We start from the raw sequence: 15,264 nt of genomic DNA on the forward strand, positions 1-15,264 counted from the left end.
CGGGCGGCTTTTTGGTACCGGCCCTCTATTCGAGGGGCCGGAACAGCACGCGGTGCTTAGTTCTTCGTCTGGTCGACGAGCTTGTTCTTCGCGATCCACGGCATCATCGCGCGCAGCTTCGCACCGACCTGCTCGATCTGGTGCTCGGCCGTCAGGCGACGGCGCGACTGCAGCGTCGGCGCGCCTGCCTTGTTCTCGAGGATGAAGCTCTTCGCGTACTCTCCCGTCTGGATGTCGGTCAGGCACTGCTTCATCGCCTTCTTCGTCTCTTCCGTGACGATGCGCGGGCCCGTCACGTACTCGCCGTACTCGGCGTTGTTCGAGATCGAGTAGTTCATGTTCGCGATGCCGCCTTCGTAGATCAGGTCGACGATCAGCTTCAGTTCGTGCAGGCACTCGAAGTACGCCATTTCCGGCGCGTAACCTGCCTCGACCAGCGTTTCGAAACCGGCCTTGATCAGCTCGACGGTACCGCCGCACAGCACGGCCTGTTCGCCGAACAGGTCGGTTTCGGTTTCTTCACGGAAGTTCGTCTCGATGATGCCGGCACGGCCGCCACCGTTCGCCGCGGCGTACGACAGCGCGATGTCGCGTGCCGCGCCCGACTTGTTCTGCGCAACCGCGATCAGGTGCGGCACGCCGCCACCTTGCGAGTACGTGCCGCGCACGGTGTGGCCCGGTGCCTTCGGCGCGATCATGATCACGTCGAGGTCGGCGCGCGGGATCACCGCGCCGTAGTGGACGTTGAAGCCGTGTGCGAATGCCAGCGCCGAGCCCTGCTTGATGTTCTCGTGCACTTCCTTCGCGTACACGTCGGCGATCTGCTCGTCCGGCAGCAGCATCATCACGACGTCGGCGCCCTTCACCGCTTCCGCGACTTCCTTGACCGACAGGCCGGCGTTCTCGGCCTTGCTCCACGACGCGCCGCCCTTGCGCAGGCCGACCGTCACGTTGACACCGCTGTCCTTCAGGTTCAGCGCGTGTGCGTGGCCTTGCGAGCCGTAGCCGATGATCGTGACTTGCTTGCCCTTGATGAGGGAGAGGTCAGCGTCTTTGTCGTAGAAAACGTTCATGATGGTTCCTTCGCTAATTCAAAAATTCAACAATTCGTTCGGATGGAGTACTGCGGGCCGGGACATGACGGCGCACCCGGCGTGCCACTTTGGCAATGTCGGCATCACACCTTCAGGATGCGCTCGCCGCGTCCGATGCCGGAGCTGCCGGTGCGCACGGTCTCCAGGATCGCGCCCGCGTCCAGCCCCTGGATGAATGCGTCGAGCTTGTCGCTCGCGCCCGTCAATTCGATCGTGTAGGTCTTTTCGGTCACGTCGATGATGCGGCCGCGGAAAATGTCCGCCATCCGCTTCATTTCTTCGCGCTCCTTGCCCACTGCACGTACCTTGATCAGCATCAGCTCGCGTTCGATGTGTGCACCGTCGGTCAGGTCCACCACTTTCACCACCTCGATCAGGCGGTTCAGATGCTTCGTGATCTGTTCGATCACGTCGTCGGAGCCAATGGAAACGATGGTGAGCCGCGACAGCGATTGGTCTTCGGTCGGCGCCACCGTCAAGGTTTCGATGTTGTAGCCGCGTGCGGAGAACAGGCCGACCACGCGCGACAGCGCGCCCGGTTCGTTCTCCAGCAGGACGGAAATGATGTGTCTCATGTTCGCTTCTTCCAGAATGTGTCCGTGTCAATTCACTCGCGCCGCGCGCCGCCGCGTGCCGCACCGCCCTTCGTGAAGGCGGCCGCTTCGGCCCAGGCACGCGTCGCGCCGTTACAGGTCTTCCGATCCGAGCAGCATCTCGGTGATGCCCTTGCCGGCCTGTACCATCGGCCAGACGTTTTCGGTCGGATCGGTCTGGAAGTCGAGAAACACGGTGCGGTCCTTCAGGCGCAGCGCTTCCTTCAGCGCCGGCTCCACATCCGAGGTCTTTTCGATCCGCATGCCGACATGGCCGTACGCTTCGGCGAGCTTCACGAAGTCAGGCAGCGCATCCATGTACGAATGCGAATAGCGCTTGCTGTATTCGATCTGCTGCCACTGGCGAACCATGCCGAGATAGCGGTTGTTCAGCGAAATGATCTTCACGGGCGTGTCGTACTGCAGGCAGGTCGACAGTTCCTGGATGCACATCTGGATCGAGCCTTCGCCCGTGATGCACAGCACGTCGTCGTCCGGGTGCGCCATCTTGACGCCCATCGCTGCCGGCAGGCCGAAGCCCATCGTGCCGAGGCCGCCGGAGTTGATCCAGCGACGCGGCTTGTTGAAACGGTAGAACTGCGCCGCCCACATCTGGTGCTGGCCGACGTCCGAGCACACGAACGCATTGCCGTCCGTCAGCTCCCACGCCTTCTCCACCACGTACTGCGGCTTGATGATCTCGCTTTCGCGGTCGTACTTCAGGCAGTCCTTCGAGCGCCAGCCCTCGATGTCCTTCCACCATTGCGCGAGGGCCTCGGTGTCGGGGCCATGCTCGGCCGTCTGCAGCTGCTCGATCAGCTCCTTCAGCACTTCCTTCACGTCACCGACGATCGGGATGTCGACCTTCACGCGCTTCGAGATCGACGACGGGTCGATGTCGATGTGGATGATCTTGCGCGGACGCGACGCGAAGTGCGCCGGATCGCCGATCACGCGGTCGTCGAAGCGGGCGCCGATCGCGATCAGCACGTCGCAGTGCTGCATCGCCATGTTCGCTTCGTAGGTGCCGTGCATGCCGAGCATGCCGAGGAATTTCCTGTCCGACGCGCGATAGCCGCCGAGGCCCATCAGCGTGTTCGTGACCGGGTAGCCGAGCAGGTCCGCGAACTGGTTCAGTTCGCGCGACGCGTCGGCGAGGATGATGCCGCCGCCCGTGTAGATGTACGGACGCTTCGCCGTCAGCAGCAGCGACACGGCCTTGCGGATCTGGCCCGAATGGCCCTTCGTGACCGGGTTGTACGAACGCAGCGACACGTTCTTGACGGGCTCGTACTGGCACGGCGTCTTCGAGATGTCCTTCGGGATGTCGATCAGCACGGGACCCGGACGGCCGGTGCGGGCGATGTAGAACGCCTTCTTGACGGTTTCCGCGAGGTCGCGCACGTCCTTCACGAGGAAGTTGTGCTTCACGCACGGACGCGTGATGCCGACGGTGTCGCACTCCTGGAACGCATCCTGGCCGATCGCGGCCGTGGGCACCTGGCCGCTGATCACGACCATCGGGATCGAATCCATGTACGCCGTTGCGATGCCGGTCACCGCGTTGGTGACACCGGGGCCCGACGTCACGAGGCAGACGCCGACATTGCCGGTGGAACGCGCATACGCATCGGCTGCGTGCACGGCCGCCTGTTCGTGGCGCACCAGCACGTGCTGAATCTTGTCCTGCTTGTAAAGCTCGTCGTAGATGTAGAGTACCGAGCCGCCGGGGTAGCCCCAGATGAATTCGACGTTTTCATCGGCCAGTGCCTTCATGAGCACGGTGCCGCCGATGGAGTCGCTATCGGGAGGGGAAAGGGGTTCCGACGTGGAGAATTCCGCGCTGGGCATGTTCATTTTGACCTTTCGAATTTTCGGCAAAAAATTGATCGGGTGCTCTCTGCCGGGCTTGTGGCTCGGGTTCAAGCGGCGCGTCCAGTTTGAAGGGCAGGCTTCTTGGGCCAGCCTCAAATGAGACCATCACTTCATGTTGCGAATCATTGACGATAGCGGGTCGCGAATGGGTCGTCAAGCAAAATATCCCGCAGCGCATCATGGGCGCCGCCCGGCAGCCCGCCGCCGCTGCTCGCGCGCAACGTGCTTCGCCCGCCCCGGTGCCAAGCGGCACGAAAATTTGATAGCATCCGCGGGTTTTACGAAATTTTTCGACCTTTTACACCACGCAGCGGCCCGCAGCGCATACCTTCACGGAATGGCATCAGACAAGGAACTCGCCGACTTTCTGGCGGGCGTCGAAAGGCGCGCGTTCAAGCAGGCTGCGTACGCCGTGCGTGACGACGATGCGTCGCTCGACATCGTGCAGGACGCGATGATCAAGCTTGCGGAGAAATACGGCGACCGGCCGGCGGCCGAACTGCCGCTGCTTTTTCAGCGGATCCTGCAGAACGCGATCCACGACTGGTTCCGCCGGCAGAAAGTCCGCAACACGTGGGTCACGCTCTTCTCGTCGCTGAACAACACCGACGACGACGACTTCGACCCGCTCGAAACCCTCGAATCCGCGGACGACAACGCGGGCGTCGAAAGCAGCGAGCACCGCCTCGAACGAGAGCAGGTTCTGGCCCTGATCGACGAAGAAATCCAGAAACTTCCGGCGCGTCAACGGGAAGCGTTCCTGATGCGTTATTGGGAAGATATGGATGTCGCCGAGACTGCCGCCGCAATGGGGTGCTCCGAGGGCAGCGTCAAGACGCACTGCTCGCGAGCCACCCACACCCTGGCGCAAGCGCTCAAGGCCAAAGGAATCACGCTATGAGCTCCGCTCCCGCAAATCGAGAACACGAATTCGCGCTGAAGGTGCGCCGCGCGCTGGACGAGCGCGCGGCCGACCTGCCTGCCGCGACCACCGACCGCCTGGCCGCCGCCCGCCGGGCTGCGCTCGCCCGCAAGAAGCCCGAGCCCGTGGCGGCGCCGGTGTTCGTCCCCGCGTTCGCAGGCGCGGCCGGCGCCTACGGCCCGGTGGTCACGCCTGCGCGCCAGCCGGTGTCGCTCGCGCGCCGCCTGCTGCGCGCGTGGCCGCTGGCACTGCTGCTCGCGGGGCTCGTCGGCATCGCCTACTGGGAAGACATGCAGCGCACCGCCGAACTCGCCGACATCGACGCGGCGATGCTCAGCGACGACCTGCCGCTCAACGCGTATCTCGATCACGGGTTCAACGCGTATCTGTCGCGTGCGCACTAACAGACAATAACGAGGGGATCGCACGGGTGAGTCAGAAGCGCGGCCTGGCCGTATTTTTCGGATGCGTAATCGCGATCGCCGTTTCCTACGTCGCCACGTACCCACGATTCCACCCGCAACCCGAGGCGGTCGCCGTCGCGACCAACGCGCCTGCGCTCGCGTCGGCCGCCATCGCGCTGACCGCCGACCTCGCCCCGCTGCCCGCTGCCGCCGGTCCGCTGTCCTGGGCGCGCCTCACGCCGGCGCAACACGCGGCACTCGCGCCGTTCGCCGACCAGTGGGACGGCTTCAGCGACGCGCGCAAGCGAAAATGGCTGAAGATCGCGTCGCGTTTCGCGAAGTTGACGCCCGATGACCAGAAGCGCCTGCAGGACCGGATGACCGAATGGGCGCGGATGACGCCCGAGCAGCGCCGCGTCGCGCGCGAAAACTACCAGAGTGCGAAGGAGCTGTCCGCGCAGGCGCGCGAGCGGGCCTGGAAGGCGTACCAGCAACTCCCCGAGGAGCAGAAGGAACGGCTCGCGGCCGCCGAGCGCCGCCGCCGGCCGAGCGTCGTCAGCGCGCCGCCGACCGTCGCCGACCGTGACGTCCGCCGCCTCGTGAACGCGCACGAGCATCCGGCGAGCGGCGCGAGCGTCGTGCTGCCGGCGCCGCCCGCGCCGAGCAGCGCCGCCGCCCCGCCGGTAGTCGCCTCGGCCACCGCCGGCGCAGCCCCGACGACGGCCGCGCCGGCGCCGGTGTCGCCCGCCGACGCCCCCTCGCTGTTCAAGGGCTCCTGAGCGGCCGTGCCGCGCACGAGCCCGTCTCCAGCCACCCCGCCGTCCGTGCGGCGGCGTCTCGCCGCGCTGCTCTACGAAGGCGTGCTGCTGTTCGGCGTGGTGTTCTTCGCCGGGCTCGCGTTCAGCCTCGCGACGCAGCAGCGCAACGGCCTCGTCCATCACAACCTGCTCGCCGCCTGGATCGCGCTCGTGGTCGGCGCGTACTTCGTGTGGTTCTGGACCCACGGCGGCCAGACGCTGCCGATGAAGACGTGGCGGCTGCGGCTCGAGTCGTCGAGCGGCCGGCCGCTGAGCGCCGGCCATGCGCTCGTCCGCTATGCGCTCGGCTGGCTGTGGTTCCTGCCGCCGCTCGCGCTGCATCCGCTTCTCGGCCTGTCGGTACCCGTCACGCTCGCGCTCGCCGCCGCGTGGATCGTCGTGTGGGCCGGCGCGGCCCGGCTGCATGCCGGCCGCCAGTTTCCGCACGACCGGATCGCACGCACGCGCGTCGTCGCCATGCCGCGCTGACCGTCGCCGCCCCCGGACCGGCCGCCCGCCGCCTTCGCGCGGCGCTCGAAAATTCACCCCTGAACGGCGCATGCGCGCCGTAATAAGAACGTCTCGTGACTGTCACGGCACAGTCACGCCCGCATGGCGGAATGCCGGTAATGTCAACCGGCGCGAGTCATGCATGGGCCAGAAAACGTCTGCGACCTCCCTGTTCCGTCACCCTCTCGGCGCCCGCGCCGCCACCGCCTTCCTGTCCGGCTCGGCCGCGGCCGACGCCCTCTCGGCACATGAACTGCCCGACGCGTCCGCCACGCAGCGCGACGATCACGAGCCGTCCGCGCATCGCTACCGCACCATCTGGCTGTCCGACATCCACCTCGGTTCGAGCGGCTGCCAGGCGCCGTACCTGCTCGATTTCCTGCGTCACAACGATTCGGAGTACCTGTACCTCGTCGGCGACATCATCGACGGCTGGCAACTGAAAAAGGGCTGGTACTGGCCGCAGGCACACAACGACGTCGTGCAGAAGATCCTGCGCAAGGCACGCAAGGGCACCCAGGTCGTCTACATCCCGGGCAACCACGACGAAGGCGCGCGGCAGTTCTGCGACCTCGCGTTCGGCGACATCCAGGTGCGCGGCGAGGCGTTCCACACGACGCTCGCAGGCAAACGTTTGTGGATCGTGCACGGCGACCTGTTCGACGGCGTGATCCAGCACGCGAAATGGCTCGCGTACCTCGGCGACACGCTCTACACGCTGATCCTCGTGCTGAACCGCTGGTTCAACCGGATCCGCAGCCGGCTCGGCTTCCAGTACTGGTCGCTGTCGCAATACCTGAAGCACCAGGTCAAGAACGCAGTCAACTTCATCTCGCAGTTCGAGACCGTGATGACCGACGAGGCGCGCCGCCGCGGCTGCGACGGCGTCGTGTGCGGGCACATCCACAAGGCGGAGATCCGCGACATCGACGGCGTGCTGTACTGCAACGACGGCGACTGGGTCGAGAGCCTGTCCGCACTCGTCGAAACGATGGAAGGCGAACTGAAGATCGTCTACTGGACGGTGATGCGCACCGCGCCGTCGGAAACCACGTCGCGCAAGGCCAAGGCCACTGCCTGACACAACCGCACTACAGGACATTGCCGCGATGAAGATCATGATCGTCACCGACGCGTGGGAACCGCAGGTCAACGGCGTCGTGCGCACGCTGAAGAGCACGTCGCGCGAACTCACCGCGCTCGGCCACCGCGTCGAACTGCTGACGCCGCTGGAATTCCGCACGGTGCCCTGCCCGACCTACCCCGAGATCCGCCTGTCGATCCTGCCGTACCGCAAGCTGCGCGCACGGATCGATGCGTTCGCCCCCGACGCGCTGCACATCGCGACCGAAGGCCCGCTCGGCCTCGCCGCGCGGCGCTACGCACGCTCGCGCAAGCTGCCGTACACGACCGCGTATCACACGCGCTTTCCGGAATACGTGCAGGCGCGCTTCGGCATCCCGCTCGCGGCGACCTACCGCTTCCTGCACTGGTTCCACGGCCCGTCGCTCGCGGTGATGGCGCCGACGCCGGTCGTCAAGCAGGATCTCGAGAAATTCGGCTTCACGAACGTCGTGCTGTGGACCCGCGGCGTCGACCTCGACGTGTTCCGGCCGATGGAATCGAAGGTGCTCAATACCGCGCGGCCGATCTTCCTGTACGTCGGCCGCGTCGCGATCGAGAAGAACGTCGAGGCGTTCCTGCGCCTCGACCTGCCCGGCTCGAAATGGGTCGCGGGCGAAGGTCCCGCGCTCGCGGAGCTGAAGTCGCGCTATCCGGAGGCAAACTATCTCGGCGTGCTGTCACAGGCCGAGCTCGCGAAGGTGTATGCTGCGGCCGACGTGTTCGTGTTCCCGAGTCGCACCGACACGTTCGGCCTCGTGCTGCTCGAGGCGCTCGCCTGCGGCACGCCGGTTGCCGCCTATCCCGTGACGGGCCCGATCGACGTGCTCGGCGAAGGCGACGCCGGTGCGATGCACGAGGACCTGCAGGAGGCCTGCCTCGAGGCGCTGAAGATCGAACGCACGACTGCGCGCGCATGGGCCGAACGCTTTTCGTGGCGCGCGGCGTCCGAGCAGTTCGCGTCGCATCTGAAGCCGCTGCCGAAGACCGCGTACTCGCCAGCAGAAGGTGCCGCCGTTTGAAACGAGACCTGAACGACCAGACCCCGCCCCCCGACACCACGCCGCAACGGCACCGTCCGTTCGACGAGGAAGAGCCGCATGCCGATGCGGACGTGCACGCGCACGAGCCGCTCGGCCCCGACGATCGGCTGACGCCGCTGCCGCCGAACCCGTACAAGCGCCACCGCGGCATCACGCGCGCCTGGTACGCGCTCAAGCATTCGCTGAACGGCTTTCGCGTCGCGATCCGCGAGGAGAGCGCGTTTCGCCAGGAACTCACGCTCGCCGCGCTGATGCTCCCGATCGGCGCGTTTGCGCCGGTGCCGGCCGCGTCGCGCGCGCTGCTGATCGCGTCGGTGCTGCTGGTGCTAATCGTCGAGCTGCTGAACTCGAGCGTCGAGGCCGCGATCGACCGCATCTCGCTCGAACGCCACGAACTCTCCAAGCGTGCGAAGGACCTCGGCAGCGCAGCCGTGACGGTCGCGCTGTTCGCGTGCGTGACGACGTGGGGCTTCGTGCTCGGCCCGGTCGTCGCACACTGGCTGGGCTTCTAGACAAGCACCGGGCGCACGCGCCGCGCACCGCCCCCGTGCGGCGCTGCACCATGCGCCGTAGGGGGCCGCGCACACGAAATGCGCCCGATGTGGCGAAACCCCGGTTTATAATCGTCCGCTAGACATAGAACAGCAACCCGCGCCGGACGAATCACGCAGCATCGATTGCAGCGCCCGCCAGTCCGGCACACACAGGGCCGGACGACATGGAAGCGAAACCTCCCCGCCGCACCCGCGAACGGATTCTCGAGTTGTCGTTGAAACTCTTCAACGAGATCGGCGAGCCGAACGTCACGACCACGACGATCGCCGAGGAAATGGAAATCAGTCCAGGCAACCTGTACTACCATTTCCGCAACAAGGACGACATCATCAACAGCATCTTCGCGCAGTTCGAGCAGCAGATCGAACGGCGGCTGCGCTTTCCCGAAGATCACCGTCCGACGATCGACGAAACCTGGTCGTACCTGCAGTACATGGCCGATTTCATGTGGACCTACCGGTTCCTGTATCGCGACCTCAACGACCTGCTCGCGCGCAATCGCACGCTCGAGACGCACTTCAAGCAGATCATCAGCCACAAGGTGCGCTTCGCTCGCGAGATGTGCGAGCTGCTCGTATCCGACGCCGAGATGGTCGCCACACCCGCCGAGATCGAGGTCATCGCCACCAACATGGCCGTCATTTCGACGTACTGGCTGTCGTATCAGTACGTGATGCATCCTCGCAAGTACAACGACCAGGACGCGATCCGCGAGGAACTGCACCAGGTCAGCATGCACGTGATCTCCGTGATGGCACCGTACCTGCGCGGCCGTTCGCGCCAGCTGTTCGACGACCTGGTCTCCGGCAAGCTGCCGAAGCGCCAGTTCACCGACTACCTGCCGCCGCGCGACGGCTCGCCGCGCCCGGCCGGCAGCCCCGTCTCCACCGGGCAGGCCCCCGCCAAGGATGCCAAGCAATGAAGGCGGTCTGTGTTTACTGCGGCTCGTCGCCCGGCGTGCGGCCCGTCTATGCCGACGCCGCGCGCGCATTCGGCCGCGCGCTCGTCGACGCGGGCCTCACGCTCGTCTACGGCGGCGGCCGCGTCGGCCTGATGGGCGTGATCGCCGACGAAGTGATGGCGGCCGGCGGCCGTGCGGTCGGCGTGATCCCCGAATTGCTCGTCGACAAGGAAGTCGGTCATACGGGGCTGTCGGAACTGCACGTCGTACCCGACATGCACCACCGCAAGAAGATGATGGCCGACCTCTCGGACGCGTTCGTCGCGATGCCCGGCGGCGCCGGCACGCTCGAAGAGCTCTTCGAGGTCTACACGTGGGCGCAGCTCGGCTATCACCGCAAGCCCGTCGCGATCTACAACATCGATTCGTTCTACGATCCGTTGATCGCGCTGCTGCGCCATACGGTCGACGAAGGCTTCATGCGTCCGGCCTATTTCGACGCCCTGTGCATCGAATCCGAACCCGTCGAGCTGATCGAGCGACTGCGTCGCTACCAGCCGCCCGCCCGCGACAAGTGGGCGCCCGACGCGGCCAAGTAACCGTCACCGGAACCCGCACGCGATGACCGCACCGTCCGACCGCAAGGCCGTCCTCATCACCGGCGCGAGCCGTGGCATCGGTCGCGCGACCGCCGTGCTCGCGGCTGCGCGCGGCTGGGACGTCGGCGTCAACTACGCGCGCGACGCGGCGGCGGCCGAACTCACCGCGCAGGCCGTCCGCGACGCGGGCGGCCGTGCATGCGTCGTCGCGGGCGACGTCGCGAACGAAGCCGACGTCGTCGCGATGTTCGACACCGTCACGGCCGCATTCGGCCGCTTCGACGCCCTCGTCAACAACGCGGGCATCGTCGCGCCGTCGATGCCGCTCGCCGACATGCCGACCGACCGGCTGCGGCGGATGTTCGACACCAACGTGCTCGGCGCGTACCTGTGTGCGCGCGAAGCGGCGCGCCGGCTGTCCACCGACCGTGGCGGTCGCGGCGGCGCGATCGTCAACGTATCGTCGATCGCCTCCCGGCTCGGCTCGCCGAACGAATACGTCGACTACGCGGGCTCGAAGGGCGCGGTCGATTCGCTGACGATCGGTCTTGCAAAGGAACTCGGCCCGCACGGCGTGCGCGTCAACGCGGTACGCCCCGGCCTGATCGAGACCGAAATTCACGCGAGCGGCGGCCAGCCGGGCCGTGCGGCCCGCCTCGGCGCAACGACGCCGCTCGGCCGCGCGGGCGAAGCGCAGGAGATCGCCGAAGCGATCGTCTGGCTGCTTGGCGACGCGGCGTCCTACACGACGGGTGCGCTGCTCGACGTCGGCGGCGGCCGATAGCCCTGCCGCTGCGACTGAATGTCGCACCCCGCCCCTTCCCCTTGCCCCGCCTTACATCGCGACAAATCTCCACAATTCCGCAACAGATTGTGTAAACATCCGTAACAGTTTCGTGGTCTACTAGCAGGCACTTCGACAGCCGGCGTCGCCGCCTGTCCGTCGCCGCCGGCGCGCGGCTCCTATTGCCCCGGGCGCATGCCGCCGGGCGGCTCGACCAGAGATCTTTCCATGCAGGGTTCCGCAGCGCCCAGCCGGCGACGCACGTCTGTGCCCGCCCCGGCTCAGCACGTCCGCGCATCCGCCGAAACCGGCCTCGCCGGGCCCGTCCAGGACGCAAGCGCGTCCGCCGCGACAGCGCCCGCGCGCAGCCGCGTCGCACGGGTCGGCTGGCGCGCATGGCTGTTCGTCGCCGCCGTATTCTGCGCGTACGTGCTGCCGGGCGTACTCGGTCACGATCCCTGGAAACAGGACGAAACCTACACGTTCGGCATCATCCAGCACATGCTCGAGACGGGCGACTTCGTCGTGCCGACCAATGCCGGCCTGCCGTTCATGGAAAAGCCGCCGCTTTACGCGTGGGTCGCGACCAGCCTCGCATGGCTGCTGCAACGCGTGATGCCGCTGCACGACGCGGCGCGACTCGCGAGCGCGCTGTTCGCCGCGCTCGCGTTCGGCTTCATCGCGCGCTCGGCGCGCATCGCCAGCCGCGCGGACACCTGGTTCGACCTGAAGGTGATCGGGCCCGTCGCGCTGTGCGCTAGCAGCCTCGTCGTCATCAAGCACGTGCACGACATGATGACCGACGTCGCGCTGTTCGCCGGCACGGCAATCGGCTTCAGCGGGCTGCTCGAACTCGTGATGCAGCACGTCGCGCGCGCACGGCACGCGCAGCTCGGCCTGCCGGTCGAGTCGGGAAACCGCTGGGCCGCACCGATCTTCGGCGCGGGCGTCGGCATTGCCCTGATGGCGAAGGGTCTGTTCGTGCCGCTCGTGTTCGCGGCCACGCTCGTCGGCGCGCTGGTGCTCTATCCGGCCTGCCGCACCCGCTCGTTCGCACGCGCGCTCGGCATCGCCGCGCTCGTGTTCGCGCCGTTCGCGCTCATCTGGCCGATCGCGCTGTTCATGCGCTCCGAGACGCTGTTCATGACGTGGTTCTGGGACAACAACGTCGGCCGCTTCTTCGGCTTCTCCGTCCCCGAACTGGGCGCGGAAAACGACAAGCCGTTCTTCATCCTCCGCGCGTTCCTGCTCGTCGGCTTCCCGGTCGCGCCGCTCGCGATCGTCGCGCTCGCGCGCGGCGTGTGGCGCGACTGGCGGACGCCGCGCGTCGCGCTGCCCGTCTTGTTCACCGGCGTCGGGCTGACGGTGCTGGTGGTATCCGCGACGTCGCGCCAGCTCTACATCCTGCCGTTCTTCGCGCCGCTCGCGCTGGTCGCCGCGCAGGCCGTCGAACGCCTGCCGCGCCGGCTGCATCTCGCGTGGGATTACCTGAGCCGCATCCTGTTCGGCACGGTCGTGGCGCTCGCCTGGGCAATCTGGGCGGTGATGGCCGATCCGGCCGCATCGCGCGCGGACCTGGCGCCGCTCGGCCGCTGGCTGCCGCTCGACTGGACGATGCCGATCGAACCCGCGCTCGTGACCGGCGCGCTCGTGCTGACCGTCGGCTGGCTCACGCTGCTGCCGAAGCTGCGCGCGACGGGCCTCTGGCGCGGCGCACTGTCGTGGGGCGCCGGCGCACTCGTCGCATGGGGGCTCATCTACACGCTGCTTCTGCCGTGGCTCGACGTCGCGAAGAGCTACCGCTCGGTGTTCGACGACCTGAACGCGCATCTCGCGCTCGAATGGAACGACGGCGACTGCATGGCGAGCCTGCACGGGCTCGGCGAATCGGAAGCGCCGATGCTGTACTACTTCTCCGGCATCCAGCACACGCCGATCGACGACGCGAAAACGACGCGCTGCACCTGGATGATCGTCCAGGGCGTGCGGTCCGTCGATCCGGCGCCGGGCAGCGAATGGAAATTGTTCTGGTCGGGCGCGCGCCCGGGCGACAACGACGAACTGCTGCGCGTGTACGTGCGCACGCCCGAGCAGCACCTGCAGTGACGGTGGTTGAAGGCGCGTCGCGCCTTCAACCCGCGCCGCCGCCCACCACTCAGAACGACGACCCCGGCTCGCGCAGGAACGCGGCCTCCTCCGCGGTCGACTCGCGACCGAGAATCGCGTTCCGGTGCGGAAAGCGGCCGAAGCGCGCGATCACGTTCGCATGCGCCAGCGCGAAATCGTGATACCCGGCGCACCCCGCCTCCTCCCTGATCCCCTCGCACAGGCGCACGGCCTCGCGCTGGCTCTCGACCGACTCGTCGTGCTCGAACGGCAGATACGCAAACGCGCGGTGATGTCCGCTCGGCAGGCCGGCATCCCACCCCGCGGCGACCAGCCTGCGTGCGACCGCGAGCGCCTTCGGGTCGGCGGCAAACGCGCGCGGCGTACCGCGATGGATGTTGCGCGAGAACTGGTCGAGCACGACGATCAACGCAAGCGCACCCGGCGGCGAGCCGGCCCAGTGATCGCATCCGCCGTCGCACGCCGCCTCGAGCAACGCGCCGTAGCGCTCGCGCAGCGCTGCATCGAGCGCCGCCCCGCCGTTGAACCAGACCTTGCGCGGGTGGCCGAATTCCGCCGAGCCGGGCGGGCCGAACCAGAAATCCAGCACGTCGCGGGCGCGCGGATCGAGCGCCGCCTCGTCGCCGTGCGTGTTGTTCGTGTCATTCACCGTCATGCAAACTCCAGGACAAGGCGCCGGGTGCGCGCGCTCTTCTTTTCCAGTTTCGCGATTCGCAGCTCGCCGATTTCGGCCGTGTTGCGCACATGCGTGCCGCCGCACGGCTGCAGGTCGACATGCTCGATGCGCAGCAGCCGCACCCGGCCGAGGCCCATCGGCGGCTTCACGCTCATCGTGCGCACGAGGTCCGGCCGCCCGGCCATCTCGTCGTCGGTGATCCACTCGGTCGTGACCGGGTGCGCGCCGGCCACCAGGCCGGCGAGGCGCCGCTCGACATCGTCGCGGTCGATCGCGTCGGATGTCGCGAAATCGAGGCGGACATAGTCGGCCGTCACGCTGCAGCCGTCGACCGCGTACGGCAGCACCGCGCACATCAGGTGCGCGGCCGTATGCAGGCGCATGTGGCGATAGCGGCGCAGCCAGTCGATTTCGGCGACCACGCGCGTGCCGGGCACGAGCGCCGCGACATGCGCCTCCTGCCCCGGTGCAGGCACGTGCACGGCATCGTCGGGCGTCGCGCCGTCGAACTTCGCCTTGCGCGTATCGGCGATCGCGATCGCGCGGCCGTCAGGCAGCGTCAGCGTGCCGGCGTCGCCGGCCTGGCCGCCGCCGAGCGGATAGAACACGGTGCGGTCGAGCCGGATGCCATCTTCACCGACGGCCAGAACGACCGCATCGCATTGCGTCAGGTACGCGTCTTCGCGAAACAGCGCTTGTGTCGTCATCTGGCAGGTCTCGTCATGAATGGGGAACGATCATTGTCGGCGCGCGGCGCGGCCGCCGCCCAGACGCACTCCGGACGGCAACCGGGCGACGGCGTACCGGTCGGTCAACCGGGCCGGTTGCGCATCCAGTCGGCCGTATCGTAAAACGAATGCATGAGCCGCTCGCGCAGCGGTTCGGGCAATCCGACGTCCTCCATCGCCCACGCCATGCAGCGCAGCCACTGATCGCGCTCGACCGACGCGATCGGGAACGGAAGATGCCGCGCACGCAGCCGCGGATGGCCGAACCGGCTGATGTAGTGGTCGGGGCCGCCGAGCCACCCGCACAGGAACCAGAACAGCTTGTCGCGCGAACCGTCGAGCGACGCCGGGTGCAGCGCGCGAATCTGCGCGAACTCGGGCTCCAGGTCCATCAGGTCGTAAAAGCGGTCCACCATTTCGCGCACGCGGGCTTCACCGCCCACGAGTTCGAACGCCGTCGGCTGCGACGGCGCATCGTCATTCACATCGGTCATACGGATAGTCGGAAAACGGGATCTTCGGGGCCGCCGGCGA

17 protein-coding genes are annotated in these 15,264 nt (G+C 67.2%); 11 read left to right on the top strand and 6 right to left on the bottom strand.

Annotated elements, in window-relative coordinates; genetic code table 11:
* Nucleotides 1–56: 56 nt before the first annotated feature.
* The 3 genes from ilvC to WT26_RS15795 form a co-directional block, all read right to left on the bottom strand.
* Nucleotides 57–1,073: a ketol-acid reductoisomerase gene (gene ilvC / locus WT26_RS15785; RefSeq protein ID WP_021162800.1), complete on the bottom strand. Its 1,017-nt coding sequence runs from the start codon at nucleotides 1,071–1,073 to the stop codon at nucleotides 57–59.
* A 104-nt stretch (nucleotides 1,074–1,177) separates the two neighbouring features.
* Nucleotides 1,178–1,669 carry an acetolactate synthase small subunit gene (ilvN, locus tag WT26_RS15790; RefSeq protein ID WP_011352712.1) on the bottom strand — a complete coding sequence of 164 codons (492 nt, stop codon included), beginning with the start codon at nucleotides 1,667–1,669 and terminating at the stop codon, nucleotides 1,178–1,180.
* 111 nt (nucleotides 1,670–1,780) lie between these two features.
* A complete protein-coding gene (locus tag WT26_RS15795) occupies nucleotides 1,781–3,544 on the bottom strand; it encodes an acetolactate synthase 3 catalytic subunit (protein WP_059531160.1) in 1,764 nt (587 codons plus the stop codon).
* A gap of 355 nt (nucleotides 3,545–3,899) precedes the next feature.
* Between WT26_RS15795 and WT26_RS15800 the strand changes: the two genes are divergently transcribed.
* The 11 genes from WT26_RS15800 (at nucleotide 3,900) to WT26_RS15850 (ending at nucleotide 13,305) form a co-directional block, all read left to right on the top strand.
* A complete protein-coding gene (locus WT26_RS15800; RefSeq protein ID WP_021162797.1) occupies nucleotides 3,900–4,463 on the top strand; it encodes an RNA polymerase sigma factor in 564 nt (187 codons plus the stop codon).
* Entirely contained in the window at nucleotides 4,460–4,888 is a 429-nt protein-coding gene (locus WT26_RS15805; RefSeq protein WP_069273233.1) for a DUF3619 family protein, read from the top strand. Before WT26_RS15800 ends, WT26_RS15805 begins: the two co-directional genes overlap by 4 nt.
* Before the next feature lie 26 nt (nucleotides 4,889–4,914).
* Entirely contained in the window at nucleotides 4,915–5,667 is a 753-nt protein-coding gene (locus WT26_RS15810) for a DUF3106 domain-containing protein (RefSeq protein WP_069273234.1), read from the top strand.
* 6 nt (nucleotides 5,668–5,673) lie between these two features.
* Entirely contained in the window at nucleotides 5,674–6,174 is a 501-nt protein-coding gene (locus WT26_RS15815; protein ID WP_069273235.1) for an RDD family protein, read from the top strand.
* A 163-nt stretch (nucleotides 6,175–6,337) separates the two neighbouring features.
* Nucleotides 6,338–7,276 carry a UDP-2,3-diacylglucosamine diphosphatase gene (locus tag WT26_RS15820; protein ID WP_069273236.1) on the top strand — a complete coding sequence of 313 codons (939 nt, stop codon included), beginning with the start codon at nucleotides 6,338–6,340 and terminating at the stop codon, nucleotides 7,274–7,276.
* A gap of 28 nt (nucleotides 7,277–7,304) precedes the next feature.
* The gene (locus WT26_RS15825) at nucleotides 7,305–8,339 is read left to right on the top strand and encodes a glycosyltransferase family 4 protein (protein WP_059531147.1); all 1,035 of its coding nucleotides are present in this window, start codon (nucleotides 7,305–7,307) and stop codon (nucleotides 8,337–8,339) included.
* The gene (locus WT26_RS15830) at nucleotides 8,336–8,872 is read left to right on the top strand and encodes a diacylglycerol kinase (RefSeq protein WP_059531144.1); all 537 of its coding nucleotides are present in this window, start codon (nucleotides 8,336–8,338) and stop codon (nucleotides 8,870–8,872) included. The genes WT26_RS15825 and WT26_RS15830 overlap by 4 nt, the downstream gene beginning before the upstream one ends.
* A 206-nt stretch (nucleotides 8,873–9,078) precedes the next feature.
* Nucleotides 9,079–9,837 (top strand): TetR/AcrR family transcriptional regulator, encoded by a 759-nt coding sequence (locus tag WT26_RS15835; RefSeq protein ID WP_059531141.1) that lies wholly within the window; start codon nucleotides 9,079–9,081, stop codon nucleotides 9,835–9,837.
* Nucleotides 9,834–10,415 carry a TIGR00730 family Rossman fold protein gene (locus WT26_RS15840; protein ID WP_059531138.1) on the top strand — a complete coding sequence of 194 codons (582 nt, stop codon included), beginning with the start codon at nucleotides 9,834–9,836 and terminating at the stop codon, nucleotides 10,413–10,415. The genes WT26_RS15835 and WT26_RS15840 overlap by 4 nt, the downstream gene beginning before the upstream one ends.
* A gap of 22 nt (nucleotides 10,416–10,437) precedes the next feature.
* Nucleotides 10,438–11,199 carry an SDR family oxidoreductase gene (locus tag WT26_RS15845; RefSeq protein ID WP_059531135.1) on the top strand — a complete coding sequence of 254 codons (762 nt, stop codon included), beginning with the start codon at nucleotides 10,438–10,440 and terminating at the stop codon, nucleotides 11,197–11,199.
* A 228-nt stretch (nucleotides 11,200–11,427) separates the two neighbouring features.
* On the top strand, nucleotides 11,428–13,305 hold the full coding sequence (locus WT26_RS15850) for an ArnT family glycosyltransferase (protein WP_069273237.1): 1,878 nt from the start codon (nucleotides 11,428–11,430) through the stop codon (nucleotides 13,303–13,305).
* Between the two features lie 49 nt (nucleotides 13,306–13,354).
* Here the strand turns inward: WT26_RS15850 and WT26_RS15855 are convergent, their stop codons facing one another.
* From WT26_RS15855 to WT26_RS15865, 3 genes are all read right to left on the bottom strand, one after another.
* Nucleotides 13,355–13,981, bottom strand: a complete 627-nt coding sequence (locus WT26_RS15855) for a DUF924 family protein (RefSeq protein ID WP_069273238.1) — start codon at nucleotides 13,979–13,981, stop codon at nucleotides 13,355–13,357.
* Nucleotides 13,978–14,709: an alanyl-tRNA editing protein gene (locus tag WT26_RS15860; protein WP_069273239.1), complete on the bottom strand. Its 732-nt coding sequence runs from the start codon at nucleotides 14,707–14,709 to the stop codon at nucleotides 13,978–13,980. The genes WT26_RS15855 and WT26_RS15860 overlap by 4 nt, the downstream gene beginning before the upstream one ends.
* Nucleotides 14,710–14,813: 104 nt before the next feature.
* Entirely contained in the window at nucleotides 14,814–15,224 is a 411-nt protein-coding gene (locus tag WT26_RS15865) for a group II truncated hemoglobin (RefSeq protein ID WP_006398765.1), read from the bottom strand.
* Nucleotides 15,225–15,264 lie beyond the last annotated feature (40 nt).

It is taken from the genome of Burkholderia cepacia (assembly GCF_001718835.1).
In the GTDB taxonomy this organism is placed as follows: Bacteria; Pseudomonadota; Gammaproteobacteria; order Burkholderiales; family Burkholderiaceae; genus Burkholderia; species Burkholderia cepacia_F.